Here is a 26,788-nt window from a genome sequence, read left to right as displayed (position 1 = left end):
AAGGAGGCCGTCTGCCGGGTCGTCCGGAGTTCAGGAACGCCACGTTGCTGTACCCCAGGTCCATGAACGTGGCGTTCCTGAACCGGCGGGCTGCACGCCCCACCGCGCTCGTTGACTCCTGCCGCGCTGTCGACCAGGGTCACGTGAACAACGGACACATGTCCGCCCGCCGACTCGAGGAGGAGTAGAGCGTGAGCGTTCCCGGCACCGGTCCGCAGGCGACGAGGATCCCGATGGGCTCGGGGGAGATCAACCTCTTCCGGCAGGGGTCGGGCCGGCCGACCCTGGTCCTGCACGCGGCGGGCGGGGCGGGGGCGTGGAACCCGTATCTGGAGCGGTTGTCGCAGCACGCCGACGTGCTCGCCCCCGACCACCCCGGGTTCGGCCAGAGCGACGAGCTGCCCGAGATCGAGACGGTGCCGCAGATCGCGCAGCACTACGTGCGCCTGCTGGACGCGCTGGGGTTGGAGCGGATCGATCTCGTCGCGGCCTCGTTCGGCGGGTGGATCGCGGCGGAGCTGGCCGCCACCGCGCCGGAGCGGGTGGAGCGGCTGGTGCTCATGGCCCCGGCCGGGCTGCGGGTCCCCGGCGCGGATCCGGCCGACCTGTTCACGATGTCGCCGGAGCAGGTCGTGCGCGCCCTGTTCCTCGACCGGTCGATCGCCGACGCGGCACTGGCGGCGCCGCCGAGCGAGGAGGCCGCGCTGCAGGCCGCGCGGGACGGCGCGGCGTTCGCGCGGTTCGCCCGCGACCCGTTCCTGCACGACCCCGAGCTGCCCGGGCGCCTGCCGTCGATCGCCGCGCGCACCCTCGTGCTCGCCGCGGAGGTGGACGAGATCATCCCCCGCGCCCACAGCGAGGCGTACGCGGCCGCGATCGAGGGCGCCGAGCTGCGCGTCGTGCCCGGCTGCGGGCACGCGCTCTACCAGGAGCTCCCGGACCGGGTGGCCGACGAGGTGATCGGGTTCCTCGCCACCAGCGAGGCACCTGCGCGTGGCTAGCCCTCGGCCGGCACCAGGTTCATGTAGAGCCAGTCGTGCCCGGGTGCGAGGCCACCGAGGTGGCGCCCGCAGGCCTCGATCACGCCGGGTGCGGACGTGACGTGCTGGGTGCCGGCGTGCATGTCCCGGAAGTACTGCTGGATCGCACCGCTGCGCAGCGCCGTGGTGCCGCCCGCCCGGTACACGGCCTGGCTGATCTCGTGCGCGGCCCACGTGGCGTTGTAGAGCGCCAGGCGCACCATCGTCTTCTCCTGCACGTCGAGCGGCCGGCCCGCGCCGATGGCGGCGGCCGCCGCGCGCCAGGCGTCGTGGACGAACGCGCGCGCGGCGTGCCAGCGCGCCTCCGCCTCGCCGTAGACCGTGTGGAAGTGCGGGTTGTCGGCCATCGTGCCGGGGCGGCCCGCCTTCGAGCGGACGAGGGCGGCCAGCTCGTCGAGCATCCGGCGCGAGACGCCCAGCGCCCACCCGGAGTGGCCGATCAGCGCGAAGTGGATGATCCCGAGCCGGAATACGTCACCGCCACGCACCGGGGTCTCGGTGGGCCCGTGATGGGTGAACGCCGCGGGAACGGGGACGTCCTCGATCGTGTAGTCGATGCTGCCGGTGGCCTGCAGGCCCATGACGTCCCAGTTGTCGACGAGCTGCGCCTGCTCCACCGGGAGCACGAAGATCAGCGGCTCCCCCGTGTCCTCGACCACGCCGAGCGTGTGGATCCACTGGGCGTGCTTGATGCCCGACGCGAACGACCAAGAACCCGACAGCCGGTAGCCGTCGCCGTCGCGGACGGCCCGGCCCGGGCGAGTGCCCTGACCGGCGACGACCGGGAAGCGTGGCCCGGTGAACATCGCGGCCACCGCCTCGTCGCCCAGGTAGGCGCCACCGGTGCCGGTGGCGAGCGCCGCCGCCATGAGCACCCACGCCGCGGACGGGTCGGCCTCCGCGAGCGTCTGCACGACCTGCACGGACGACAGGGGGTCGAGCTCGGCGCCGCCCAGCGGCCGCGGCACCCACATGCCGAACAGGCCCGAGTCGTGCAGGGCGTCGGCGACCGGCGCGACGAGCTCGCCCGCCTGCTCGCTCGCGGCCGCGTGGTCGCGTAGCAGGGGCTGCAGGTCACGGGCGGCGGCCACGAGGTCGCCCGGGAGCTGGGTGCGGGTCGTCGTCATCGATCGCTCCTGTTCCATCGCTCCTGATGTGCCCTCAGCGGGGCAGCGTCAACGGGCCACGCGCGCCTGCTCCTCGCAGCGGTCGTGCTCCAGGACCATCCGCACGTCAGGCCCCCTTCCCGGCGGTCTCGACGGTGACCGGGACGGTGCCGAACGCGCGGATCAGGTTGTTGAGGGCGCGCTCGGGCGTGCCGTCGAGGCGGAAGCGGACCACGGAGCGGGCGAGGGCGGTGAGCAGCGACTCCGCCTCCATGCGGGCGAGGGCCTGGCCCGCGCAGCCGTGCTCGCCGACGCCGAAGCCGAGCTGCTGCACGGCGTCGGGGCGGGTGACGTCGAACTCGTCGGCGCGCGTGAACTTGCGCTCGTCGCGGTTGGCGGACGCGTAGATCACGAGCACCCGGGAGCCCGCGGGGACCGGCACGCCGTCGATCTCGGTGTCGGCATCGGCCAGCCGGCCGAACGCCCGGATCGGCGACTCGTACCGCACGACCTCGTTGACGGCGTTGGCGACGAGGGAGGGGTCGGCCCGCACGGCGTCCCACTGGTCGGGGTGCTGCGCGAACAGCCAGATCGCGCTGCCGACGGCGCTGATCGTGGTGTCGAGCGACGGCGCGAGGTAGTCGAGCATCAGCATCATCGCCTGCTCGGTGGTGATCTCACCGCGGTCGCGGGCCTCGAGCACGCCCGCGCCGAGGCTGCCGGGCAGGACGTTGCCGGTGCGGACGAGCTCCGCGCCGAACGCGGCCATCTCGCCGCACTTGGGCATCGCCCGCTCGGCGCGCGGGTTCATCGGGCCGAAGGAGTCGAAGTTGGCGCCCGCCCACTCGAGCAGGTGCTCGCGGCCCTCCTGAGGCCAGCCGATGAAGTCGGGCACCACCGACAGCGGCAGCGCCCGCGCGAGATCGGACACGGCGTCGAAGGAGCCGCGCTCGACGAGCCCGGCCACGAGCTCGTCGGCGCGCTCCGCGACGAGCTCGCGCATGGGCCGCAGCGACCGCGGCATCATCCGGTGTGCCACCACCTTGCGCAGGTGGGCGTGCAGCTCGCCGTCGCTGGCGAGCGTGCAGCCCAGGATCGCCTGGTTGGCCGGTTCGTTGAGCGCGATCCCGTTGGCGGACCGGAAGGTGTCGCTGTCCAGCAGGACGGCCCGGGCGTCGGCGTAGCGCGACACCGCGAACGCCTCGTGCTGCTCCAGCCAGACGGCCGGGCCGAGCTCGCGCAGGGCCCGGTAGTGCTCGTAGGGCTCCAGGAGCGCCTGGTCGGTGTAGATGTCCGCGCCGTAGCTGGGGGCGGAGACGCTCGCGGTCATGTCCGAGGTCCTTCCGGCAACGCTGCAGGCCAACAATGGACAGGTGTCCGCCACGCGGACAGCGGTGGTTCGACGCTGCCGGAGCGTCCCGGTGAAGTCAAGAAGACGCCCGGCAGGCGGAAGGGTCGGTCAGCCGAGCTCGGCGCGCAGCGTCCGCGCGGCCCCGGCCATCGCCTGCATCTTCCCGAACGCCGAGTCGCGGGGCAGGTACTTCATCCCGCAGTCGGTGGCGATCACGATCCGCTCGGGCGGCACGTGGTCGAAGGCGCGCCGGGTGCGCGCCGCCACCGTCTCGACGGTCTCGACGGCGTGGTCGGACAGGTCGATGACGCCGAGGATGATCGTCTTGTCGGCGAGGTCGGCGAGCACGCCGAGGTCGAGGCCGGACTGCGCGGTCTCGATCGAGATCTGGTCGGCGGTACAGCCCGCCAGCTCGGGCAGGAAGGAGTAGCCCTCCGGCCGCTCGTGGATGATCGCGGCGTAGCCGAAGCACAGGTGCACCGCGGTGGTGCCGGTGACGCCGTCGAGGGCGGCGTTCAGCGCCTGCAGCCCGTACGCGCGGGCGGCGTCCGGGCGGGCCTGCAGGTAGGGCTCGTCGATCTGCACGATGTCGGCGCCCGCCGCGAACAGGTCCTTGATCTCGGCGTTGACGGCGGCGGCGTAGCCCATCGCGGCCGCCTCGGCGTCGGGGTAGTGGTCGTTCTGGGCCTGCTGGGCCATCGTGAACGGGCCCGGAACCGTGATCTTGATCGTGCGGTCGGTGTGGGCTCGCAGGAATTGCAGGTCCGCCACCTGCACGGGGTGCGGGCGGCTGATCGGCCCGACGATCCGCGGCACCGGGTTGGGGTGACCGCTGCGGTCGAGCGCGGTGCCCGGGTTGTCGATGTCGACGCCCTCGAGCGCGGTGGCGAAGTGGTTGCTGTAGCTCTCGCGGCGGATCTCGCCGTCGGTGACGATGTCGAGCCCGGCCTCCTCCTGCGAGCGGATCGCCACGATCGTGGCGTCGTCCTGCGCCTCGGCGAGGTGCTCCGGCGGGATCCGCCACAGCTCCTTGGCCCGAACGCGGGGCGGGAAGCGACCGGCGAGCTTCGCGCGGTCGATCAGCCACTCGGGCTGGGCGTAGCTTCCGACGAGGGACGTCGGCAGCAGCGGCAACGACACGGATCCTCCTCCAGGAGATCGATCAGGGTGTGGCGGCACTATGGCCTCAGCACGGCGCGGCCCGCCACCCGGCCGTCGGCCTGCCGCTGCCACGCCGTGCCCGCCTCGGCGAGCGGCACCACCTCGTGGGCCACGGTGAGCGCGCCGCGGACGGCGTGCTCGGCCACCGTGGCCACGGCGGCGGCCCGCTGCTCGCGGGTGAGCGCGTTGTTGGTGTATCCGAGCAGGCGCAGCGAGCGGCTGCGCAGCGTCGAGGAGTCGATCGGGCACGTCTCCGAGGCCGAACTGCCGAGGTTCACCAGCCGTCCGTGCGGGCACAGCGCCCGGGCGGCGGCCGCGGCCGGCGCGCCGTAGAGCGGGTCGAGCACGAGGTCGACGGGCCCGTCGGCGACGGCGGTGAAGCGCCGGGCGAGCTCGTCGACGTCCTCGGTGTCCAGGGCGACGACGGCGTCCGCGCCCGCCTCGGCCGCCCGTTCCTGCGCGGCCGGTGACCGGGCCCCGGCGATCACCCGCCGGGCTCCCGCGGCGCGGGCGAGCTGCACGGCCGCCTGGCCCACCACTCCCCCGGCGCCGAGCACGATCACCTGCTCGCCCGGCGCGAGCTCGCCGCGCCAGGTGAGGGCCATGTGTGCAGCGACCGCCGAGAGCCCGAGGGCCGCGATCTCCACCGGGTCGGCGCCGTCGGGCAGCGGCACGAGGTCGGGCTCGGCCACGGCCGCCCGCTCCGCCATGCTGCCGTCGCCCGGCGCCATCCCGGCCGACGTCGGGAACCACACGAGCCGCCCGCCCGCGCGGCCCACGCCCTGCACCCCGGGCACGTACGGCGTGGGCGGCTGCCCGAAGTACGAGGTGCCGGTGGCGCACAGCAGGTCGAGCGGGGTGATCGGGGCGGCGAGCACCTCGACCACCACCTGCCCCTCGGAGCCCGCGGGCGCCTCCCGGTCGGCCACCACGGGCGGGCGGCCGAGCTCGACGACCTGGGCGGCCCTCACGTGGAGATGTCCGGGTAGGGCAGGGAGAAGTGGGCGAGCTTGCGCGCGTACTCCAGCTGGAACCCGAGCGGCTCCTCGTAGTCGCGCTCGAACATCGCGATGAACAGCGTCAGCGTGAGGAACGGGTGCGCACCCAGCTCGAACAGCTTGGGGTAGTCGTGCCCGGCGAGGGCGGCGCGCTCCTCGTCGTCGAACGCGAGCCAGGTGCTCTGCTCGGTGGCGACGCAGTTGAGGAGCCGGTTGGCCTCCTCGGCCTCCCACCAGGCGACCGTGCCGGCCGGGTCCTCGCGGTAGCGCTCGACGAGGTCGGCGTCGCGGTCGACGGTGAACAGGAACTTGTTCAGCAGGTACTTGCTCACTTGTCACCGCCCGGGTACCAGGTGAAGTAGGCCTCCATCGTGTGGAACAGGTCGTAGGTGTCGACGTAGTCGGCCTTCCGCCCCTCCCCCGCGACGCCCATCATCAGCATGAAGTCCATGAACCCGTGGGTGGCGTTGCCGGGGGCGTGCAGGCTGTCGAGGGTGACCTCGGCGAGGCAGCCCTCGATGTCGCCCGAGGAGATCCACTCCACGGCCTTCTGGTCGAACTGCGGGTCGGGCCCGTGCGGGCCGAACTGGCGCGGCCCGCCCAGCTCGAGCGACAGGTGCCCGGTGCCGATCACGGCGACGCGCTGGTCCGACGGCCACGACTCGACGAGCTCCCGGATCGTGCGCCCGAGCTGCACGAACCGCTTCGGCTGCGGCAGCGGCGGGGCGAAGATGTTCGTGTAGACCGGCACGATCGGCAGGTCGGCGTCGGGCCGCAGCGTGATGATCGGGCACGTGATGGAGTGGTCGATCCGCAGCTCGTTGGAGAACGCCAGGTCGAAGCCCGCGTCGAGGCCCTCGCGCAGGATGTACGCCGACAGGTCCTCCTGCCCCTGCAGGCGCATCCGCGGCAGCCCGAACTCGCGTTCCTCGTTGTACCAGTTGGCGTCGTACACCGGCGCCTTGCCGACGAGGAACTGCGGCATGTTGTCCAGCCACAGCTGGTGGAAGTGGTCGGAGCCGACCATCACCAGCACGTCGGGCCGCGCGCGCGTCAGCGTCTCGCGGAACGCCTCCACCTTGCGCACCCACTCGTCGGCGAAGGGTGGGCGCTCCTCACCCGTGGACGTGCTCGCCCGGTAGTAGAAGGGGTGGTGGGTCGAGGCGATCACCGCCACCAGCTCAGCCACGCGGACCTCCCGGCTCGTAGGGATCGGGGTCGACGGATGTGTTGTTCAGGTCCACCGACAGGAAGATGTCGTTCGCCACGGGGTGGCGCAGTTCCTCGGCGAGCTGGCCGATCAGCCCGGCCGTGCGCGCGAGCAGGGCGAACCCGCGCAGCAGCTCCAGCGGGAGGCCCAGGTCGGCGAGTGCGGCCCCGCAGACGCCTGCGCCGTTGAGCGGCAGGGTCTTGCCGAGCACCGCCGGGTGCACCCGCCCGATCGCGGCGAACAGCTGCAGGTGCGGCCCGAACAGGCCCTCCTCCCGCGCGATCTGCACCAGGCGCGGGGTGCGCGGGTCGCCGTTCTTGTGGACGTGGTGGCCCAGGCCGGGCACGAACTTCTTCGCGGCCCGCTGCTCCCGCACGATCTCCAGCGCGACCGCGTCCCAGCCGGCGTCGTCGGCGGGGAGCTCCGCCGGGAGCTGCGCGTGCAGGAACCGGCCGCAGTCCTCGGTGACGCCGAGGAAGCGCGAGCCGCCCCCGAGCAGCCCGGCGGCGAGCGCGCCCTGCACGGAGTCGGGTGCCGAGAGGTAGGTGAGCCTGCTGACGATCGCGGTGGGGGTGAAGCCGTGGTCGGCGAGCGCGGCGAGCACGGCCTCGAACACCCGCGTCTCGCCCTTGGTCGGGCGGCGCTGCGTGGCGAGCCAGAACGACAGCTCGCCGAACCCGACGGAGCCCATGACGTCCTCGGCGAGGTCATGGCCGAGGAGCGTGATCTTCTCCAGGCTGGAGGCGCCCAGTGCGGTCGGGTACTGCGGAACGGGGTACTCAGGCATGCCGGTCATCCTGCGGGGTCGCCAGCCACTTGCGCAGCTCCGCGCCGTGCTCGTCCAGCTCGGGCGGGGGCAGCTGGTAGCCGGCAGGGGTGGCGGAGAAGCGGATCGGGTGCCGCGTGGTGGGCATCGCCCGCTCCCCCTCGCCCGCCTGCACGACCGGGTCCAGCCCGAACCGCTCGGCCATCGCGAAGCCGCCGTCGATCGTCTGGATCGGCCCGCACGGCACCCCGACGGCGACCAGCGCCTCGAACCACTCCACCGCGCCGCGGCGCGCCAGCCGCTCCTCGAGCACCGGGCGCAGCTCCTCGCGATTGGCGGTGCGGTCGACGTTGCGGGCGAACCGCGGGTCGTCGGCCACCTCGGGGATCTCCAGCACCTCGCACAGCTTGCGGAACTGCCGGTCGTTGGCGGCGGCGATGATGATGTCGTCGTCGGCCGTGGGCAGGGGCTCGTAGGGGAAGACGCTCGGGTGCGCGTTGCCCATCCGGTAGGGCACCACGCCCCCTGCCACGTAGGCCGAGCTGTGGTTCACGAGCCCGGTGAGGGCCGACGACAGCAGGTTGACCTCCACCAGCTGGCCCTCGCCGCTGCGGTCGCGGTGGCGCAACGCGGCGAGGATGCCGATCAGCGCGTGGTTGCCCGCCATCACGTCGAACACCGAGATGCCGGCGCGGTACGGGGGCCCGTCCGGGTCGCCGGTGAGGCTCATCAGGCCCGACATCGCCTGCACCATGAGGTCGTAGCCCGGCACGTGCCTGCCCTCGCCCGACCCGAACCCGGTGATCGAGCTGTAGATCACGCCGGGGTTGCCGGCCCGGACGGTCTCGTAGTCCAGGCCGTAGCGGGCGAGGCCGCCGGGCTTGAAGTTCTCGATGAGCACGTCCGCGCGGCGCGCCAGCTCCCGGGCCGCCTGGGCGTCGGCCTCGTCGCGCAGGTCGAGGGCGATCGAACGCTTCCCACGGTTGATGCCGAGGTAGTAGGTCGAGACGCCGTCGTGCTCCGGGGGCATCCAGGTGCGCGTGTCGTCACCCGCGGGGCCCTCGACCTTGATCACGTCGGCGCCCATGTCGGCCAGCAGCATGGTGGCGTACGGGCCGGCCAGGATGCGGGAGAAGTCGGCGACCAGGATCCCGGCCAGCGGTCCCGTCGCGCTCGAGGTCATTACCCTGACACACCTTCCGTCCGTGATGCGGACATCCGTCCGCTGCGGCGGATCCTTCCCCGCGCCGGAAGGCGCGTCAAGGCTCAGGAGGCACTGACCGTCACGTGCGGCACCGCGTCGAGGCGCGCGAAATCGGCGCTGATCTCCCCCGCGGTCTGCAGCAGCAGGGGCAGGTGGTGCTCCAGGAGCCGCTCGACCGGCGTCTCCGCGGCGTGGCAGTTGACGTTGACGCCCGCGATCACCTTGCCCGACCCGTCGCGCAGCGGCGCGGCGATCGACCGGATCCCCAGGGCGAGCTGCTCGTCGGTGAGCGCCCAGCCGCGCGCCCGCACCTCGCGCAGCACGGCGTCGCGCTCGGCGCGGTCGGGCTGCCAGCGCGGCACGAGCCCGGAGCGGGTGGGCTCGGCCAGCACCCGCTCCAGCTCGTCCGGGTCCAGGGCGGCCAGCTGCACCTTCCCGAGCGACGTCGGCAGCGCCGGGAACCGGGTGCCGATCTGCACGGCCAGGGCCACGATCTTCGGCACGGCCACGCGGGCGACGTAGACGATGTCGGACCCGTCGAGCTGGGCGATGGAGCACGACTCGCCGGTGCGGGCCACGAGCTGCTCCAGGTGCGGGCGGGCCACCTCCCACAGCCCCGTCGACCGCACGTACGACACGCCCAGGTCGAGCACCCGGGGGGTGAGCGTGTAGCCGCGCTCCGCGGTGCGGACGTAGCCGAGCTCCTCGAGCGTGAGCAGGATGCGGCGCGCGGTCGGGCGCGCGAGCCCGGTGGCGGTCGCGACCTCGGCGAGGGTCATGACCGGCCGGCCGGGCCGGAAAGCCGTGATGACGTCGAGCCCGCGGGCCAGCGCCTCGATGAAGTCCGGACCGGTTCCTGCGCGTGGCATCGCACGAGGGTAGGGCACTGTCCGCGAGGCGGACACCCTCGACCGGGTGCGGATCGGCCGGAGAGCGGATTGACACCCGCACCGCGCTGCACGAAGCTGCGCGTCCAAGGGCGACCGGCACGCGGACGTCCGTCCGCCCGCCCGCTGCGAAGGAGCACCTGTGACGCACGAGTCCACACCGGTCGTCCTGCGGGGCGGCACGGTCCTCACCGTCGACGCCGACCACACGGTGCTGCCGGGGCACGACGTGCTCGTGGTCGGGGAGACGATCGCCGCCGTCGGCCCCGACCTCGACGTGCCGGAGGGCACCCGGGAGATCGACGCCACCGGCGGCATCGTGATGCCCGGGATGATCGACACCCACCGCCACATGTGGCAGACGGCCATGCGCGGCTACGGCGCCGACTGGACGCTCACGCAGTACTTCGTGTGGAACTACCTGGAATGGGGCAAGGTCTTCCGCCCCGAGGACGTGCACGCGGGCAACCTGCTCTCGGCCATCGAGGCGATCGACGCGGGCGTCACCACCACCGTGGACTGGTCGCACGGCCTGCAGACCCCCGAGCACGCCGACGCCGCGGTCGACGCGCTGACCTCCGTGCCCGGGCGGTACGTGCTCGCCTACGGCAACATCCAGGACGCGCCCGCGAACTGGACGGCCTCACCCGGGTTCCGCGACTTCGTGGCCCGCCGCTTCCCCGATGGGCGCGGCGACGACCTGCTGGGATTCCAGCTCGCGTTCGACGTGACCGGGGACCCGGCGTTCCCCGAGAAGCCCGCGTTCGAGGTGGCCCGCGAGCTGGGCGTGCCGGTCACCACCCACGCCGGCGTGTGGGGCGCCACCGGCGACGACGGCATCCGGCTCATGCACGAGCACGGGTTCATGACCCCCGAGACGGTCTACGTGCACGCCGCCTCGCTGTCCCCCGACTCCTACCACCGCATCGCCGCCACCGGCGGCTCCGTGTCGGTGTCCACCGAGAGCGAGCAGAGCGCGGGCCAGGGCTACCCGCCCACCTGGGCGCTGCGGGCGCACCGCATCCCGGTGTCGCTGTCGATGGACACCTCGGTGTGGTGGAGCGCCGACCTGTTCTCGGCCATGCGCACCACGCTGGGCGCCGACCGCTCGCGCGAGCACCTGGAGGCCCACGCGAAGGGCGACACGGTCACGCACTCGTCGCTGCGTGCCGCGCAGGTGGTGGAGTGGGCCACCCGCGGCGGTGCCCGCGCGCTCGGGCGCGAGGACCGGCTGGGCAGCGTCGAGCCCGGCAAGCTGGCCGACCTCGTCCTGATCAAGAACGAGCACTCCCCGGTGATGTTCCCGCTGCTGCACCCGCACGGCCACGTCGCGTTCCAGGCCCAGCGCGGTGACGTCCACACCGTGCTGGTGAACGGGCGCGTCGTGAAGTCCGAGCACCGGCTCGTCGGCATCGACCTGGCGGCCGCGCGCCGCGAGGTGGAGCGCACGGTGGAGCACCTGCGCGCCCAGCTCGGCGAGGAGGCCTGGGAGAAGGGCATGAACCCGGACGTCCCCGAGACCAAGATCCTCGACAACCCCTACACCTACACCGACTACCGCAGCGCCAGCACCCACGAGCGCCGTCAGGAGATCCGATGACCACGGGAGCGTCACAGCCGACGACCCGGAAGACGGCGGCCCCGGTGGGGCCCGTGGCGATCGCGCTCGGTTTCGCGGTCCTCTGCCTGTCCTACGGGCTGAACGCGATGGACCGGCAGGTGTTCTACCCGCTGGTGCCCGAGATCCGCGAGGAGTTCGGCTTCTCGCTCGACCAGTCCGGCCTGCTCGCCACCGGGTTCACGCTGGGCCTCGCGCTCACCGGCGTGCCCGCCGGGTACCTGCTCGACCGGATGTCCCGCAAGACGATCGTGATCGCGAGCGTGGTCGTCTACTCGGCCGGCACGCTGGCCATCCCGCTCGCCGCGGGTTTCCTGGACATGGCGGTCTACCGCCTGATCTCCGGGGTGGGCGAGGGCGTGCAGGCCACCGCGATCTACGCGATCGTCGGCGCCTACTACTTCCACCGGCGCGCCTTCGCGGCCGGGTTCATCGGCGTGGCGTTCGGCCTCGGCGTGTTCCTCGGCCCCCTGATCGGGCAGGCACTGGCCGGGGCCACCGAGACGTGGCGCACCCCGTTCTACGTCTTCGGCGTGGCCGGCCTCGTCGTGGCCCTGATCCTGCTGCTCACCGTGCCGCGCGCGATGAGCGAGGCCGTGGCCGGCCGCGCCACATCCATCGACGACGCGAGCTACGACCACATCCCGGCGAGCCCCTACAACCGCAACACGCTGGCGTTCGCGATCACCTCGGCGGTGTCGGGCCTGGTGTTCTACGGCTTCCTCGGCCTCTACCCCACGTTCCTGCGCGAGCAGCTCGCCCTCGACCCCGGGCAGGCCGCGCTCGCCGCGTCGCTGGTCGGGTTCGGCGCGATGATGGCGCTCCCGGTGGGCTGGCTCGCCGACCGCATGGACCAGCGGATCCTCATGGCTGTCGGGTTCGTCGGCACCGCGTTGTCCGCCCTGCTCGCCTACACCGTGGCCACCGGTGCCGTGGCCCAGTACCTGCTGGCGTTCCTGATGGGCACCTTCGCCAGCGGCGTGCTGTTCACCAACTGCACCACGGTGCTGCAGCGGTCGGTGCGGCCCGAGCACGTCGGGCGCGGGGCGGGCCTGTTCATCCTCACCTACTACGTCGCCGCCGCCGTCTCGGGGCTGATCTTCGCCCGGCTCGTGGCCGGCATCGGCTGGCAGGGGGCCGGGATCGTGCAGCTCGCCCTGCTCCCGCTGCTCGGGCTCGCCGCGCTCGCGATCGTCGACCCGAAGCAGATGCTCCTGCCACCCGCGCTGCGCCGGGCCTGACCACCGCCGCGGTCCCGGCCTGACACGATGGCGGGACAACGGCGGAGGGAGCGGACGTGGCAGGGCAACAGGTCGGGGCGCGGATCGGGGTGCTCGGGGCGGGTGCGGTCGGCGGGATGCTCGCCGTCCTGCTCGCCGAGGCGGGCCACGAGGTCACCGTGCTCGGCTCGGAGCGCACCAGCACAGCGATCAACGTCGCCGGGCTGTCGCTGCGCAGCGGCCGGTACGGCGAGCGGCAGGTGCGCGTGTCCGCGCGGCCCTACCTCACCGCGCCGGTCGACGTCCTGTTCGTCGCGGTCAAGGCACCGGACCTGCTCACCGCCCTCGACCGCGCGCCCGCCGCGCTGCTCACCGACGCGGCCGTCGCGCCCCTCCTCAACGGCACCGACCACGTGGCGCTGCTGCGGGCGGCCCGCCCGCAGGCCGCGGTCGTGCCGATGACGGTGTCGGTCGAGGCCACCCGGGTGGCGCCGGGCGTGATCGAGCACCTGTCGCCGTTCGCCGAGTACGGGATCGCCGCGGAACGCGAACGCGCCCGCGTCGACCCGGAGGACGTGCTGCGCTCGGCCGGTCTCGACGTCGACGCCTCCGCGCCGGACGAGGCCGTGCTCCTGTGGCGCAAGCTCTCCTTCCTCGCCCCGCTCGCCCTGATCACCACGCACGCCCGGCAGCCCATCGGCCCGGCGCGCGACGCCCACCCCGACCTGCTCGAGGGGCTCGTCGCCGAGACCGCGGCGGCCGCCGCCACCGCCGGGGCCGAGATCGACCCGGCCGCCGTCGCCAAGCGGATCGCCGGCCTGCCCGAGGGCATGCGCTCGTCGATGCTCAAGGACGCCGTCGCCGGCGCCACCCTCGAGCTCGACGCCATCGCCGGCCCGATCCTGCGCGCGCTGCCGGACGCCGCCCCGGTCACCCGCAAGGTCGTCGCGGAGATCGCCGAGGCGGCGGGGAGCTAGGCCGCGGGCGCGCCGCCGAACGCGAACTCGTTGCCGTCGGGGTCGTGGAAGATCGCCTTGCGCACCCCGTTGTCGTAGACCTCGCGCTGGGCCGCCTGCAGGCCGCGCCCGGAGATCGCGGCGACCCGGTCGTCGAAGTCCTCCACGAACACCGTGTGGCTGGCGTGACCCGCGTGCTCGGGTCGCACCTCGACGAACACGTAGCGGTGCTCGGCCAGCTCCCACACCGCCTCGACGTCGTTGGGCTCGAACGACGGCGGAGCGCCGAGCAGTCGCTCGTACCAGGCGGTGGCCGCGGCGTAGTCCCGCACGGGGATACCCGCGAACAGGTCGATGGTCATGGGGTCACGCTAGGCCCCGCGCCGCCGGCGTCCCCGCCGCCCCGGCCGTCGGCAGCGTGATCACGGAGGGCCGCCAGGAAGGCCTTGAGATCAGCAGGCCCGGCCGTGGCGATCGCGTGGACGCGCCGGAGGTCGAGCCGTCCGTAGCCGTGCACGACGAGGTTGCGGAATCCCGCGGCCCGCCCCAGCCGCTCGGCGAGCGGATCGGGGATGACGTCGGCTTCGGCCAACGTGCGGAACGCGGCGCCGTACGTGGGCGGGCTGCCGAGACCGAGCCGCACGCAGGTCGAGACAGCGAGATCGATCACGACCTGCACGGCCTGCCACAGGTGCAGGACGACCGTGTCGGTGGCGGAGCTCAAGGGTTGCAGATCGTCCGGGTTCGGCGGGAGGTGCGCGGCAACCCGGTTGAGGTGGCGCAGCACGGCAGCCGTTCGCTCGGCCAGGAGTTCGCGATCGATGCGATCCGCCATCACAGCGCCGCGAGAACGTCGTCCTGGGCGGCGCGGATGATCGGGCCCGCGTCGCACCAGAACTGCACGGCTTCGAGCTGGAACTCGCGGAACGCGCCCTCGCGCCGCTCCACCAGCACCACGCCGTCGCGCGCGGCGCGGTACCGCAGGAGAGCACTCGCCCTCCGCAGATCGACGACGTCGACGGCGTCGGTGACCAGGGCGTCCGTGAGGGCCGCCGACAACCCGGCGAGGTCGGCCGTTCCGTCGGTGAGCACGCCGAAGTCCCAGTCCGACGCCGGCCCTTCCTCACCTCGCGCCCGCGATCCGTGCAGTACCAGCACCTGGACACCTGTCATCGCCGGATGCCCGTGCAGCTGCGCGACGATCTTCTGCTCCGGCGTCACGCCCGAGAGCGTAGCCGCAGTCAGCGCGCCGCGAGGTCCACCGCGCCGTCCGCCGGGGCGGGTCGCTCGCTGAGCAGGCATGATCGATGCTTCGGCGCAGAACCCGACGCACTCCGTCGGGGAACGCGCCAGTTCGCCGATCAAGGGGAAACGGCGGTCATTCGATCTTGAACGACGACCACTTCTCCTCGATCGCGCTGTTCGACGACCATCGGCCCTTGATCAGCGCGCCACACCGGCGTCGACAAGTCGATCTCGAGGAGACCGCCTCCTGGTGGCGCCGCGCGCACGGCGGGGCAGGCCCCGGCCTGCCCGCGGTGCCTCACCCGATGAAGCCGTTGTCCCGCAGGAAACTCTCGGCGACCTCCTCGGGCAGCTCGCCACCGACGTCCACGCGCTCGTTGAGCCCGCGCAGGAGTTCAGTGGTGAGCTTCGCGGCGATCGGGTTGAACACCTCGGCGAGCTGCGGGTGCTGGTCGAGCACCTCCTGCCGCACGGTCATCGCGGCGTTGTAGGGCACGAAGAACTGCTGGTCGTCCTCGAGGAGCACGAGGTTGTTGGCCGCGACGGCGCCGTCGGTGGCGGTGACCTCACCGAAGTTGCAGTTCTGCCCGCTCGCGATCTCCGCGGGGACCAGTGACAGCTCCAGCTCCGCGATCCCGTCGTCGGGCAGGTCGAACCCGTAGGCCTTCTCGAGGCCGGGCCAGCCGTCGTCGCGGGTGAGGAACTCGGCCGCGGCGCACATCCGGGCCTGCGCCGGGTCGCGGTTGACCAGCGCGGCGTACTCGCTCAGGGTGCGCACGCCCAGCTCGGCGTCCCGCCCCTGTGCGGTGGCGATGGCGTAGGTGTTGTCCACCGGCGCGGGAGCGAGCCACGCGATCCCGTTGCCCTTGTCCTCGGCAGACACGGCGTCGTAGAGCTCCTGGTCGCCCTTGGGCGCCGACTGCGGCTCGTGGCGCAGGTGCGTGGTCCACCCGGTGCCGGTGTACTCCCAGTACATGTCCAGCTCGCCGGCGGTGAGCGCGGTGCGCACGTTGGTGCTGCCGGTGATCGTGATCAGGTTGCCGACGTCGGCGCCGGTGGCCTCCAGCGCCTGCACGGCGATCTGACCGAGCACGATCTGCTCGGTGAACTCCTTCGAGCCGACCTGGAACGTCGCGCCGGACAGGTCGATGGCCGACAGCGAGCCCTCGCCGCCTCCGCCACCCGTGCCGGCGTCACCCCCGCCGCCACCACCTCCGCAGGCCGTGACCGCCAGTGCCGCGGCAGCGAGCACCGCCATCAGTCGGATGCGCATGGCCGCTCCTTCCTAGAGTCCTCGTGGCCGGAGCACGTCCTCGGCGACGCGACCGACGTAGTCGATGAACAGGGCGAGCACCGCGGTGAGCACGCTGCCGACGACCGTCACGATCGGCCGGTTCTGCACCAGGCCGGTGATGATGATCGTGCCGAGCCCGCCCGCGTTCGTCAGCGCGGCGAGCGCGGCGGTGCCGACGTTGATGACGAGGGCCGTGCGCAGCCCGGTGAGGATGACCGGGACGGCGAGCGGCAGCTCGATGCCGGTGAGGACGCCCCGGCGGCTCATCCCCATCCCGCGCCCCGACTCGATCACCGCGGGGTCCACCTGCTGCAGCCCGACCACGGTGTTGCGCAGCACCGGCAGCGCCGAGTAGGCCGCGAGCGCGACGACGGCGGGCCAGAACCCGATGCCCCACACGATGGCCAGCAGGACCAGCAGCCCGATCGACGGCACGGCCTGCCCGATGTTGAACACGGCGACGGCCGGGGCCACCAGGCCGCGGGCGAACGGGCGCGTCAGCAGGATCCCGACCGGGACGGCGACCACCAGGACGACCGCGGTGGACACGACCGTGAGCACGATGTGCTCCACCGTGGCGGGGACGATGAAGTCGAGGGTGAGGCGGCGCTCCTCGATGCTGTCGAGGCTCTGCGCGCTCACGTACAGGCCGAGCGCGACCAGCGCCACCGCGAGCACGGCGGGCGTGACGAGGTACCCGGCGAGCGACCGTCGGCGTGGTGCCTCGACCTCCTCGGCGATCGCGACGGTCATGGCGCCGGATCCACCGGTTCCGCCTCGAGCCGATCGTGCGCGGCGTTGCCGTTCCGCGTCCGCATCCCGCGGGCCGCCTCGTTGATCGTGTCGATGTCCACGACGCCCGCGTACGCACCGGAGTCGTCGACGACGACGGCCGTGCTGCAGTGGGCGGTGACCATCTCGTTCAGCGTGTCGGAGAGCGTGTCGTCCGGGGTGACCACGGCGACGGGCAGCCCGACGCCGGCGAGCCCGCTCCCCCCGCCGCCGGCCAGGTGGTCGGTCTTCACCCAGGTGCGCGGCCGCCGCGCATCGTCGAGCACGAGCAGGCTGTCCTTGTGGCCCGCCGAGAGCGCGCGGCGGACATCGGCCGGATCGGCGTCCTCCGTGGTGGTCGGCCACTCCCCCAGCTGGATGTCGCGCACCCGCGACAGCGACAGCCGCTTGAGCGACGCGCCGCGGCCGATGAAGTCGGCGACGAAGTCGTCGGCCGGGTCCACGAGGATCCGCTCCGGGGTGTCGTACTGGGCGACGTGCGACCCCTCCCGCAGCACGGCGATCCGGTCACCCATCTTGATCGCCTCGTCGATGTCGTGGGTGACGAAGACGATCGTCTTCTTCAGCTCGGCCTGGATGCGGAGGAACTCGTTCTGCAGCCGGTCGCGGGTGATGGGGTCGATCGCGCCGAACGGCTCGTCCATGAGCATGACGTCGGGGTCGGCGCTCATCGCCCGCGCCACGCCGATGCGCTGGCGCTGGCCGCCGGACAGCTGCTTGGGGTACCGGTCGCGGTAGGTGACCGGGTCCATCCCGACGAGTTCGATGAGCTCGTCCACGCGCTTCGCGATCCGCGCCTTGTCCCACTTCAGCAGGCGCGGGACCGTCGCGATGTTCTCCGCGATCGTCCGGTGCGGGAAGAGCCCGATCTGCTGGATGACGTAGCCGATGCGCCGGCGCAGCTGATCCGGGTCGACCTGGGTGACGTCCTCGTCGTCGAGGAAGATCCGGCCCGACGTCGGCTCGATCAGCCGGTTGATCAGCTTCATCGTGGTGGTCTTGCCGCATCCCGACGGGCCCACGAGGATGACGATCTCGCCCTCGGGGATCTCCAGCGTGAGGTCGTCGACCGCGGGGTCGCGCTGGCCGGGGAAGCGCTTGGTGAGGTGCTCGAGGCGGATCTTGGTCCGGGTCATCGGATCCCCCTCGACGTGGTCAGGCGGTTCAACAGCAGGTAGAACAGGTCGAACAGCACCGCGAGGACGACCACACCGAGCGTGCCACCGAGCACGAGGTTGAGCGCGTTGGGGCTGGACAGGCGCGACACCCCGGCGAAGATGTCGTTGCCGAGGCCGGGGCCCTGGATGTAGGCGCCGATCGCGGTGATGCCGAGCGTGATGAGGGTGGACACCCGCATCCCGGTGAGGATCACCGGCCAGGCGAGCGGCAGCTCGATGCGCAGGAGGACCTCACCGCGGCTCATGCCCATGCCGAGGGCGGACTCGACGATCGCCGGGTCCACCTCACGCAGCCCCACCACCGTGTTGGCGACGATCGGCAGCAGCGAGTACATCACCAACGCGACGACCACCGAGGTCGTCCCGATGCCGAACACGTTGATGAAGAGGCCGAAGAGCGCCAGCGACGGGATCGTGAGGAACACCGAGGTCGTGGCGATCGCGAGCTGCCGCGACCGCGGGCGGTTGTAGGTGACCATCCCGAGCGCCACGCCGACGACCGTGGCGATCAGCACCGCCACGATCGTGACGACCGCGTGCTCGATGCCCAGCTCGAGGAGGTTGTCCCAGCGGCTGGCGAGGTAGTCGAGGAAGTTCACGTCACGCCCCGGGAAGCGGCTCGGCGCGAACCCTGCACGACCACCTCCTGATCGGATCGTCGGGCGACTCTGACACGGAGGTGCCCGGGGCACAAGGCGACCCCCCGAGCGGCGGCACGGTCGAGACCTGCGCCCGCCGGCCCTCAGCCCCGGGCGAGATCCACCGCGCCCTCCACCGGAGCGGGTCGCTCGCAGGTGGTGGTGAGCTCCACGAACGCGCGGGTGTCCGCGGCCTGCTGCACCGCCTCCATGATCTCGAGGACGTGCAGGCCGAGCTCGTCGCCCGCGCGGTGCGGGCGGTCCTCGGCCACGGCGAGCGCGAGGTCGGCCAGGCCGTAGCCGCGGCCGGAGTCGACGTAGCCCGCGGTGGCGCCCAGGTCCACCCAGCCGTCGTCCACCGCGGCGGCCGAGAACAGCTCGACGGGGCCCGCGAAGTGGTTCGGGTCGGGCACCGACAGCGAGCCGGCGGTGCCGTGCACCTCGATCCGGGGCAGGCGGGCGGCCCAGATGTCGAAGCTCATGATGAGCGTGGACAGCGCGCCGGACGCGTGCTCGAGGATCCCGGTGACCGTGGAGTCGACGGTGACGTCGAACGAGGTGCCCGCGCGCGTGCCCCCGCCGATGGTGCGGGTGGCCGAGGGCCGCCCGGACGCGCCGACCACGCGCGTGACCGGGCCGAGCAGGTGCACCAGCGACGTCAGGTAGTAGGGGCCCATGTCCAGCAGCGGGCCGCCGCCGGGCTGGTAGTAGAACTCGGGGTTGGGGTGCCAGCGCTCGTGGCCCGGGGTGGTCATGAACGCGGTGGCGGCGTGCGGGGTGCCGATGCGCCCGGCGTCGACGGCGGCGCGCGCGGTCTGCACGCCCGTGCCGAGCACGGTGTCGGGCGCGCAGCCCAGCCGCAGCCCGGCGGCGGCCGCCGCCTTGACGACCTCGCGGCCCTCCGCCACCGAGGCGGCGAGCGGCTTCTCCACGTAGACGTGCTTGCCCGCGGCCAGCGCGGCCAGCGCCACCTCGGCGTGGGTGGCGGGCAGCGTCAGCACGAGCACCGCGTCGACGTCGTCGGCGGCGAGCAGCTCCTCGAACGTGCGGACCGTGGCGCCCTCGTGCCGCGCGGCGAGCTCGGCGGCGCGGTCGGCCTGCAGGTCGCAGACGGCCGTCACCTGCAGCTGCGGCAGCCGCGAAAGGCTGGCGGAGTACTGGCCGGAGATGTTCCCGGCGCCGACGATCCCGACCCTCATGAGCGGGCCGCCCACAGGATCCCCCGCTCGATGATCGTGTTCACGTTCGCGTCGCGGATCACGTCCATGTCGTGGCCCGGCGTGCAGACGAACACCCGGCCCTGCCCCCAGTCCCGCGTCCAGATCGCGGGCGAGGTGATCGGCCGGTGCCACGGCTCCCACTCGTTCTTGGCGAGCGTGGTGGTGGCCAGCACGGTGTTGTACTCGTCCGACAGCACCCAGTACTGCTCGGTGACCAGGTCGAAGTCGGCAATGCCCGCCGTGACGGGGTGGTCGTGGTCGGTGATCTCCACCCGGTAGGGGATGAAGTAGTCCGACTGCTCCCCGGTGCGCTCCCCGGGCGCCTTCGGCGGGTGGCAGGCGAACTGCCCGCCCACGAGCTGCAGGTAGTCGCTCGAGTTGCGGTAGGAGTCGGCGATCCCGCCGTGCCAGCCCGCCAGGCCGGTGCCGTTCGCGACGGCGCGCGTGAGCCCGGCCAGCTCGTCCTTCTCGATCGTGCTCATCGTGACGCACTGCACGATCAGGTCGACGCCGTCCATGTAGCTCGTCTCGGCGTAGACCTTCGGCGAGTCCTCGACGCGGACGGCGAACCCGTTCGCCTGCAGGTGCGGGACGAAGTGGTCGGTGGACTCGACCGGCTGGTGTCCTTCCCAGCCGCCGCGCACCACCAGTGCCTGCCGTTCGGTCACGGGTGTCCTTTCACTTCACTTCGAGAAGCCGGCGGTCATGCCGGCCAACAGGTGCCGCCGCCCCACCACGTAGAGGGCGAGGATCGGCAGCGTCGCGAGCACCACGGACGCGAGCACCGCGGGCACGTTGATCCCGTACTCGCCCTGGAAGGCCCACAGCGCCAGGGGGAGCACCCGCATCTCGGGGCTCTGGGTGAGCACCAGCGGCAGCAGGAACGCGTTCCACACCTGCAGGCCCTGGTAGATCGACACGGTGATGAGCGCGGGCTGGGTGAGCGGGAACGCCAGCCGCCACATCGTGCCCCACTCGCTCGACCCGTCCATCCGCATCGACTCGAACAGCTCGTTCGGCACGTCGCGGATGAAGTTGGCGAGGATCAGCACCGACAGCGGGATCGCGAACGCGATCGAGGGCAGGATCAGCGCGAGGTGGCTGTCGTAGAGGCTGAGCCGGATGATGATCAGGTAGACCGGGATGATCACGGCCTGCGTCGGGCAGGCCAGCCCCATCAGGAAGACGGTGTTGCTCATCCGCAGGAACCGGCCCCGCCCGCCGCGGACGATCGCGAACGCCGCCATGAACGACAGCAGGACCGCGGGCACCGTGGCGCCCACGGTGACGATCACCGAGTTCAGGAAGTACCGCAGGAAGTCGGCCTCGAGCACCGCCTGGTAGTTCTCCAGGGTCGGCTCGGACGGCAGCATCGGGTTGCTCGTGTAGTAGGCCGACTGCGGCTTGAAGCTGGTGATCACCACCCAGTAGACCGGGATGATGATGATCCCGAGCCACACGAAGCTCGCGAATCCGCCCAGGTAGTTGGGCCGGTCCGCGCCCGCGGGCCGCCTGCGCCGCGGGCCCTGCGCCCGCCCGGGGGCAGGCGCGGGCACCGCGGCCGGGGTACCGGTGGCGGTGGTGCTGGTCGGTGTGGCCACCTCAGGCTCCTTCCAGCTGGCTCTCGCGCGCGTCCTTGCCGCCGAGGCGCTGGATGCCCATCGCCAGCAGCACCGCGACGACGACGATGATCAGCGCGATCACGCTCGCCGGGCCCATCGCGTTGCCGCGGAACCCGCGCAGGTACATGTCGAGCGCCAGCACGCGGGTGGCGTCGCTCGGGCCGCCCACGGTGAGCACGAAGATCAGGTCGAAGAACGCCATCGAACCCGCGACCATCAGGGTCGACGAGGTGATCAACGTGTACTTCAGCTGCGGCATGGTGATCGAGAAGAACTGCCGCACCCGGCCGGCGCCGTCGATCCGGGCCGCCTCGTACAGCGACGCCGGGATCTGGCGCACCGCGCCCTGGTAGATCAGCGAGTGGAACGGGATGAACTGCCAGGACACCACGAAGACCACCGTGCCGACCGCGAGCACCGGGTCACCGAGCCAGTTCTGCACCAGCAACGGGATCCCCAGCGAGGCGCCGAGGCCGAAGTTGGGGTCCAGCAGCGCCTTGTACGTGATCGCGATGGCCGCCGAGCTCAGCAGCAGCGGGGTGAAGTACAGCACCGCGAGCACCGCGCGGTAGCGCTGCTGGCCGGCGATGAACACCCCGACGAGGATGCTCAGCGGCGTCTGCACCGCCCAGGACAGCGCCATGATCAGGAACGTGACCCAGAGCGAGTGCAGCAGCCCGGGGTCGGAGAGCACCGACACCCAGTTGTCGAACCCCGTGGGCGTGATCTCGCCGATGCCGTTCCAGCTGGTGAAGCTCAGCGCGAGCACGCCGATCAGCGGGATCACGCCGAACGCCGTGAAGAGCGCCAGCGCCGGCAGCACGAGCCACGTGAGCGACCCCTGCTGCCGGGCTCCGACCGAAGGGCTGGTCACGAGCTGGGCACCGCGTTCATGTTGGAGGCGAACTGCTCCGGGGTGATCGACAGCGAGAACAGCTGCTCGATGTTGTTGAGCAGCTGCTCGGCCGGACCGGGCAGCAGCGCCTGGTCCCAGGAGTGCACCCACGAAGCGGCCTGGGTGGCGGTGTCGTAGACGAACTGCTGGAACGGCGCGTCCGGGCCGGAGAACTTGCTGTCGACGCCCTTGACGATCGGCACGGCGCCGCTCGCGACCCAGCCGTCGACGTCCGCGTCGGAGAGCAGACCGCTCTTGAAGTACTCCAGTGCGATCGCCTTCTGCTCCTCGCTCGCCTGGGAGGACAGGGCGAGGAACGAGGCCGGGTTGCCCACGCCGGTGCTCGGGTCACCGGTGCCGTCCTCGAGGGCGGGGAACGGGATCCAGCCGAGGTTGCCGCTCGGCACGAAGTCGCCGCCCTCCTCCTTCATGGAGCCGTAGGTCCAGGCGCCGTGCAGCATCATGGCCGCGCGGCCCTGGTGCAGCAGCGCCTGGTCGGCGTTGGCGTCGGCGGCGATCGACTGGAAGCCGTTGACGAACCCGTTGGCGCGGACCAGGTCCTGGCACTTCGTGAGGCCCGCGATCGCGGCCGGGTGCGACCAGGCGTTCGGCTCGCCCGCGGCGATGGCGTCGAAGACCTCGCCGCCGCCCTGCCGGTCGAACAGGAACTCCAGCCACATCATGTTGGTCCAGCGCGACTGCCCGGCCAGCGAGAACGGCGCGATGCCCGCGTTGTTGAACACCGGCACGAGCGCCATCAGCTCGCCCCACGTGGTGGGCGGCTGCGCGCCGACCTGCTCGAACAGCTGCTTGTTGTAGAACATGACGATCGGCGAGACCTGCTCGCACGGCACCGCGTAGATCCGCCCGTCGATGGTGGCGGCGGGGAACGAGGTGTCGAAGCGGCGGTCCCGGACCTCCGGGTTCTGCGCGAACCAGTCGGTGAGGTCGTCGACCTGGCCGTTGTTCACGTAGTCGCGCAGGCCACCGCCGCCCCAGGTCCAGATGGCCGTGGGCGCCTGGTTCGCGCCGACCGCCGTGCGGATGCGGGTCTTGTACGCGTCGTTCTCGAAGAAGGTGGCCGCGAGCTGCCCATCGGGGTGGGCGGCGTTGAAGGCGTCGACCGACGCCTTGCGAAGACCTTCCTGGGGCTGGCCCGTGAGGTACCAGATGCTGGCCTCGCCACTGCGGGCCTGGCCTGGGCCGGTCGTTCCACAGGCGGCGAGCGCGCTCGCCGCCAGGGGGGCGGCCGCTGCCATTGCCAGGAACGACCGTCGGGAGAACCGGTTCTGATCCACGTCGATCTCCGTTGCGCCGGGCCGCTGCAGTGCGGCCTTTCGAGCCGGGACAGGGGAAGAGCCGCCCCCTTCGGGACAGCTCCGAAAGTTTTCGAAACTGGAACGTGCGAACGCACCATATGAGTGCACGATCTGGCAGTCAAGCGTCGTTATACGGGCGATAGAGACCGAAAGGTTTCGACATACAGGCTTCCGCGACGGGGCTCCCGCGGGATACGGTGCGCCGACACCACCCCCGGCCGAAGGAGGCCCTCCTGACCGCATCGCAGCGGTCTGCCGGCGGCCGGCAGGCCGGACGCACCACGCTCGCGACGATCGCCGCGTCGGCGGGCGTCTCGGTCGCCACCGTCTCCAAGGTCCTCAACGGCCGCGAGGACGTCGCGCCCGACACGCGCGCGCTCATCGAGGACCTGCTGCGCCGCCACGCCTACGTCTCCCCCACCGCGCGGCGCTCCTCCACGACGGGCGCCACCGTCGAGCTCATCGTGCACGGCGAGTTCGGCGCCTACGCCACGCAGGTGATCGAGGGCGTCGTCCGCGCGTGCGAGGAGGCCGGTGCGGCGGTGGTGGTCAGCCAGCTGGGCGAGGACCGCCTGCCCGCCGGGTCACCCGAGGGCTGGGCCCGCCGCCTGGCCAGCAGCGGGCGGGCCGGGGTGATCGTCGTGACCGGTGCGCTCACCAGTGCCCACATCGACGCCCTCGCGCTCACCGAGGTGCCCCTCGTCGTCCTGGACCCGATGAGCCTGCCGCGGGTCGAGGTCACCAGCGTCGGCTCCACGAACTTCGCGGGCGGGCTCGCGGTCACCCAGCACCTGCTCGCGCTCGGGCACCGCCGGATCGGCTACGTCGGCGGCCCACCCGGCTCCGGCTGCAACCAGGCCCGCCTGCACGGCTATCGCGCCGCGCTCGAGAACGCCGGGATCCCCGCCGACCCCGTGCTCGTGCACAACGAGCACTTCCGCTACGACGCCGGCGTGCGCGCCGGCGCGCTGCTGCTCGACCTGACCGACCCGCCCACCGCCGTCGTCGGCGGCAGCGACACCATCGCCCTCGGCGTGGTCGAGGCCGCCCGGATGCGGGGGCTGCGAGTGCCCGCCGAGCTGTCCGTCACCGGGTTCGACGACACCGAGCTGGCCCGCATGGCCTCTCCCCCGCTCACCGTCGTCCGCCAGCCGTTGCGCGAGATGGGCCGGGTCGCGGTCAAGACCGTGCTGCAGATGGCCGCGGGGGAAACCCTCGATTCCCACCACGTCGAGCTCGCCACGGAGCTGGTGGTCCGCAGCACCACGGCGCCGCCCGCGCGCTGAGGCCCTCCCCGGAGTTCAGGAACGCCACGTTCCTGACCCTGCAGTACAGCAACGTGGCTTTCCTGAACATCGGTCGGGCCCGCCCGCACCGTAGTGAACCCCGTGCGGGTGTGCACCGTGTGTCGGTTCGTGACCGGCACTCCCCCACGGCCCGTCGCCGGCCGTGCGCTCACCGCACTGGCCGGCGTCGTGGTGTTCGGCGCCCTGCTGCTGCCGAACGACGTCGACCTGATCACGCCGGCCGCGTTCCTCGGCGTCCCGGTCGAGGCGCTGTTCGCGGCCACGCTCGTGCTCGCCGTGCCCGCGCGGATCCGGCCCGCGCTGGCCGGGCTGATCGGCTCCGGGCTCGGCGCCGTCACCGTGCTGAAGGTCCTCGACATGGGGTTCTTCGCCACGTTGAACCGGCCGTTCGACCTGCTGTCGGACTGGCGCAACCTCGCCAACGCCGCGATCTTCGTGCGGCAGGCGGCGGGTGAGGGCGGGGCGATCGCCGCGGGCGTCGCGGCGGCCCTGCTCGCGGTGGCCGTCGTCGCCCTCACCTCGTGGGCGGTCGCGCGCCTCGTCCGGTGCGTCGTGGTGCCGCACCGGCGGGCGGCGATCGCCACCATCGCGGTGGGCACGGCCGTGTGGACGGCGTGCCTGGGCGCCGGGGCCCGCTTCGTGCCCGACGTCGAGCTCGCCTCCGACAGCACCGCGACGCTCGCCCTGTACCGCGCGCTCGACGTCCGCCGCGACGTGCTCGACCTGGGGCGGTTCGCCACCGAGGTGCCCGTCGACCCCTTCCGGGCCACCCCGGACGACCAGCTGCTCACCGCGCTGCGGGGCAAGGACGTCGTGTTCGCGTTCGTCGAGAGCTACGGGCGGGTCGCGCTCGACGACCCGCAGCTCGGCCCGCCGACGCGGGCCCTGCTCGACGACGGCACGAAGCAGCTCGAGGAGACCGGGTTCGCCTCGCGCAGCGCGTACCTCACCTCGTCGACCACGGGGGCGGGCAGCTGGCTCGCGCACGCCACCTTCCTGTCCGGGCTGTGGATCGACAGCCAGCACCGCCACGACGCGCTGGAGCACACCGACCGGCAGACGCTCGTCACCGACTTCGGCCGCGCGGGCTGGCGCACCGTCGGCGTGATGCCGGGAGTGTTCCTCGACTGGCCCGAGGGCGCCTGGTACGGCTACGACCGCATCTACGACTTCTCCCAGCTCGGCTACCAGGGCCCGCGGATGAGCTTCGCGACGATGCCCGACCAGTACACGCTCAAGGCGTTCGAGGAGCTGGAGCGCGCGCGGACCGACCGAGGACCGCTGATGGCGGAGATCCCGCTGGTCACCAGCCACGCCCCGTGGACGCCGCTGCCGCCGTTCCTGCCGTGGGACGAGGTGGGCGACGGCTCGGTGTACGACTTCCTCGACGGGCAGACCGAGCAGCCCGAGGCCATCCTCACCCGCGACCCGGCCCGGGTGCGCGAGGACTACGCCCGCTCGATCCGCTACTCGCTGACCAGCCTCGTCTCCTACGTGCAGACCCACGGCGACGACGACCTCGTGGTGGTGCTGCTGGGTGACCACCAGCCCTCCCCCGTGGTCACCGGCACCACCGAGAACCGCGAGGTCCCGATCTCGATCGTCGCGAAGGACCCCGCGGTGCTCGACCGGATCTCCGGGTGGCGCTGGCAGGACGGGCTGCGGCCCGGCCCGCACGCCCCGGTGTGGCGGATGGACGCGTTCCGCCAGGAACTCCTCCAGGCGTTCTCCGACACCGTGCACGGGCCCTGAGCGGCTCCG

General features: G+C 72.4%; 27 protein-coding genes. 6 read left to right on the top strand and 21 right to left on the bottom strand.

Annotation, left to right across the window (positions count from 1 at the left end; all coding sequences use genetic code 11):
* The first annotated feature begins 191 nt into the window (after positions 1 to 191).
* Positions 192 to 1,001 carry an alpha/beta fold hydrolase gene (locus ACFPL3_RS34525; protein WP_343940996.1) on the top strand — a complete coding sequence of 270 codons (810 nt, stop codon included), beginning with the start codon at positions 192 to 194 and terminating at the stop codon, positions 999 to 1,001.
* Here ACFPL3_RS34525 and ACFPL3_RS34520 read toward each other — a convergent pair.
* The 9 genes from ACFPL3_RS34520 to ACFPL3_RS34480 form a co-directional block, all read right to left on the bottom strand.
* Positions 998 to 2,167, bottom strand: coding sequence for an acyl-CoA dehydrogenase family protein (locus ACFPL3_RS34520; RefSeq protein WP_343940997.1), 1,170 nt, complete (start codon positions 2,165 to 2,167; stop codon positions 998 to 1,000). The genes ACFPL3_RS34525 and ACFPL3_RS34520 overlap by 4 nt on opposite strands.
* Before the next feature lie 106 nt (positions 2,168 to 2,273).
* Positions 2,274 to 3,476 (bottom strand): cytochrome P450, encoded by a 1,203-nt coding sequence (locus ACFPL3_RS34515; RefSeq protein WP_343940998.1) that lies wholly within the window; start codon positions 3,474 to 3,476, stop codon positions 2,274 to 2,276.
* A 129-nt stretch (positions 3,477 to 3,605) separates the two neighbouring features.
* Positions 3,606 to 4,637 carry a uroporphyrinogen decarboxylase family protein gene (locus ACFPL3_RS34510; RefSeq protein WP_343940999.1) on the bottom strand — a complete coding sequence of 344 codons (1,032 nt, stop codon included), beginning with the start codon at positions 4,635 to 4,637 and terminating at the stop codon, positions 3,606 to 3,608.
* Between the two features lie 38 nt (positions 4,638 to 4,675).
* Positions 4,676 to 5,629 (bottom strand): quinone oxidoreductase family protein, encoded by a 954-nt coding sequence (locus ACFPL3_RS34505; protein WP_343941000.1) that lies wholly within the window; start codon positions 5,627 to 5,629, stop codon positions 4,676 to 4,678.
* Positions 5,626 to 5,988: a hypothetical protein gene (locus ACFPL3_RS34500; RefSeq protein ID WP_343941001.1), complete on the bottom strand. Its 363-nt coding sequence runs from the start codon at positions 5,986 to 5,988 to the stop codon at positions 5,626 to 5,628. The genes ACFPL3_RS34505 and ACFPL3_RS34500 overlap by 4 nt, the downstream gene beginning before the upstream one ends.
* Complete coding sequence (locus ACFPL3_RS34495; RefSeq protein WP_343941002.1) at positions 5,985 to 6,845, bottom strand: DODA-type extradiol aromatic ring-opening family dioxygenase; 861 nt, start codon at positions 6,843 to 6,845, stop codon at positions 5,985 to 5,987. The genes ACFPL3_RS34500 and ACFPL3_RS34495 overlap by 4 nt, the downstream gene beginning before the upstream one ends.
* Positions 6,838 to 7,653, bottom strand: a complete 816-nt coding sequence (locus ACFPL3_RS34490) for a citryl-CoA lyase (RefSeq protein ID WP_343941003.1) — start codon at positions 7,651 to 7,653, stop codon at positions 6,838 to 6,840. Before ACFPL3_RS34490 ends, ACFPL3_RS34495 begins: the two co-directional genes overlap by 8 nt.
* A complete protein-coding gene (locus tag ACFPL3_RS34485; protein ID WP_343941004.1) occupies positions 7,646 to 8,815 on the bottom strand; it encodes a CaiB/BaiF CoA transferase family protein in 1,170 nt (389 codons plus the stop codon). The genes ACFPL3_RS34490 and ACFPL3_RS34485 overlap by 8 nt, the downstream gene beginning before the upstream one ends.
* Before the next feature lie 83 nt (positions 8,816 to 8,898).
* Positions 8,899 to 9,705, bottom strand: coding sequence for an IclR family transcriptional regulator domain-containing protein (locus tag ACFPL3_RS34480; protein WP_343941005.1), 807 nt, complete (start codon positions 9,703 to 9,705; stop codon positions 8,899 to 8,901).
* Between the two features lie 160 nt (positions 9,706 to 9,865).
* Between ACFPL3_RS34480 and ACFPL3_RS34475 the strand changes: the two genes are divergently transcribed.
* Genes ACFPL3_RS34475 through ACFPL3_RS34465 form a run of 3 tightly spaced genes read left to right on the top strand, consistent with a single transcriptional unit; the run spans position 9,866 to position 13,538 of the window.
* On the top strand, positions 9,866 to 11,323 hold the full coding sequence (locus tag ACFPL3_RS34475; RefSeq protein WP_343941006.1) for an amidohydrolase family protein: 1,458 nt from the start codon (positions 9,866 to 9,868) through the stop codon (positions 11,321 to 11,323).
* On the top strand, positions 11,320 to 12,582 hold the full coding sequence (locus tag ACFPL3_RS34470; protein ID WP_343941007.1) for an MFS transporter: 1,263 nt from the start codon (positions 11,320 to 11,322) through the stop codon (positions 12,580 to 12,582). The genes ACFPL3_RS34475 and ACFPL3_RS34470 overlap by 4 nt, the downstream gene beginning before the upstream one ends.
* Before the next feature lie 56 nt (positions 12,583 to 12,638).
* Entirely contained in the window at positions 12,639 to 13,538 is a 900-nt protein-coding gene (locus ACFPL3_RS34465; RefSeq protein WP_343941008.1) for a ketopantoate reductase family protein, read from the top strand.
* On the opposite strand, the gene ACFPL3_RS34460 is transcribed toward ACFPL3_RS34465, so the two are convergent.
* The 12 genes from ACFPL3_RS34460 to ACFPL3_RS34405 all read right to left on the bottom strand — a co-directional run bounded on the left by ACFPL3_RS34460 (position 13,535) and on the right by ACFPL3_RS34405 (position 23,699).
* Positions 13,535 to 13,879: a VOC family protein gene (locus ACFPL3_RS34460; protein WP_343941009.1), complete on the bottom strand. Its 345-nt coding sequence runs from the start codon at positions 13,877 to 13,879 to the stop codon at positions 13,535 to 13,537. The genes ACFPL3_RS34465 and ACFPL3_RS34460 overlap by 4 nt on opposite strands.
* A complete protein-coding gene (hepT, locus tag ACFPL3_RS34455; RefSeq protein ID WP_343941010.1) occupies positions 13,876 to 14,409 on the bottom strand; it encodes a type VII toxin-antitoxin system HepT family RNase toxin in 534 nt (177 codons plus the stop codon). Before hepT ends, ACFPL3_RS34460 begins: the two co-directional genes overlap by 4 nt.
* Entirely contained in the window at positions 14,352 to 14,738 is a 387-nt protein-coding gene (gene mntA, locus ACFPL3_RS34450) for a type VII toxin-antitoxin system MntA family adenylyltransferase antitoxin (protein WP_343941011.1), read from the bottom strand. The genes hepT and mntA overlap by 58 nt, the downstream gene beginning before the upstream one ends.
* Positions 14,739 to 15,060: 322 nt before the next feature.
* Positions 15,061 to 16,035: a glycine betaine ABC transporter substrate-binding protein gene (locus ACFPL3_RS34445; protein ID WP_343941012.1), complete on the bottom strand. Its 975-nt coding sequence runs from the start codon at positions 16,033 to 16,035 to the stop codon at positions 15,061 to 15,063.
* A 12-nt stretch (positions 16,036 to 16,047) separates the two neighbouring features.
* Entirely contained in the window at positions 16,048 to 16,809 is a 762-nt protein-coding gene (locus ACFPL3_RS34440; RefSeq protein WP_343941013.1) for an ABC transporter permease, read from the bottom strand.
* Entirely contained in the window at positions 16,806 to 17,984 is a 1,179-nt protein-coding gene (locus tag ACFPL3_RS34435; RefSeq protein WP_343941014.1) for an ABC transporter ATP-binding protein, read from the bottom strand. The genes ACFPL3_RS34440 and ACFPL3_RS34435 overlap by 4 nt, the downstream gene beginning before the upstream one ends.
* Entirely contained in the window at positions 17,981 to 18,625 is a 645-nt protein-coding gene (locus tag ACFPL3_RS34430) for an ABC transporter permease (RefSeq protein WP_343941015.1), read from the bottom strand. The genes ACFPL3_RS34435 and ACFPL3_RS34430 overlap by 4 nt, the downstream gene beginning before the upstream one ends.
* 143 nt (positions 18,626 to 18,768) lie before the next feature.
* On the bottom strand, positions 18,769 to 19,863 hold the full coding sequence (locus ACFPL3_RS34425) for a Gfo/Idh/MocA family protein (RefSeq protein ID WP_379590230.1): 1,095 nt from the start codon (positions 19,861 to 19,863) through the stop codon (positions 18,769 to 18,771).
* Positions 19,860 to 20,552 carry a ThuA domain-containing protein gene (locus tag ACFPL3_RS34420; protein ID WP_343941018.1) on the bottom strand — a complete coding sequence of 231 codons (693 nt, stop codon included), beginning with the start codon at positions 20,550 to 20,552 and terminating at the stop codon, positions 19,860 to 19,862. The genes ACFPL3_RS34425 and ACFPL3_RS34420 overlap by 4 nt, the downstream gene beginning before the upstream one ends.
* Positions 20,553 to 20,567: 15 nt before the next feature.
* The gene (locus ACFPL3_RS34415; RefSeq protein ID WP_343941090.1) at positions 20,568 to 21,365 is read right to left on the bottom strand and encodes a carbohydrate ABC transporter permease; all 798 of its coding nucleotides are present in this window, start codon (positions 21,363 to 21,365) and stop codon (positions 20,568 to 20,570) included.
* 121 nt (positions 21,366 to 21,486) lie between these two features.
* Positions 21,487 to 22,380: a carbohydrate ABC transporter permease gene (locus ACFPL3_RS34410; protein ID WP_343941019.1), complete on the bottom strand. Its 894-nt coding sequence runs from the start codon at positions 22,378 to 22,380 to the stop codon at positions 21,487 to 21,489.
* Positions 22,377 to 23,699, bottom strand: coding sequence for an extracellular solute-binding protein (locus ACFPL3_RS34405; RefSeq protein WP_343941020.1), 1,323 nt, complete (start codon positions 23,697 to 23,699; stop codon positions 22,377 to 22,379). Before ACFPL3_RS34405 ends, ACFPL3_RS34410 begins: the two co-directional genes overlap by 4 nt.
* 218 nt (positions 23,700 to 23,917) lie before the next feature.
* Here ACFPL3_RS34405 and ACFPL3_RS34400 point away from each other — a divergent pair, with 218 nt between their 5' ends.
* On the top strand, positions 23,918 to 25,006 hold the full coding sequence (locus ACFPL3_RS34400) for a LacI family DNA-binding transcriptional regulator (RefSeq protein ID WP_343941021.1): 1,089 nt from the start codon (positions 23,918 to 23,920) through the stop codon (positions 25,004 to 25,006).
* A gap of 129 nt (positions 25,007 to 25,135) precedes the next feature.
* Entirely contained in the window at positions 25,136 to 26,779 is a 1,644-nt protein-coding gene (locus ACFPL3_RS34395; RefSeq protein ID WP_343941022.1) for an alkaline phosphatase family protein, read from the top strand.
* Positions 26,780 to 26,788: the final 9 nt, after the last annotated feature.

The sequence above is a fragment of the Pseudonocardia zijingensis genome (assembly GCF_042657305.1).
GTDB lineage: Bacteria > Actinomycetota > Actinomycetes > Mycobacteriales > Pseudonocardiaceae > Pseudonocardia > Pseudonocardia zijingensis.
Note: the sequence above shows the minus strand (reverse complement) of the source record. Positions and strands in the feature narration are given on the sequence as shown.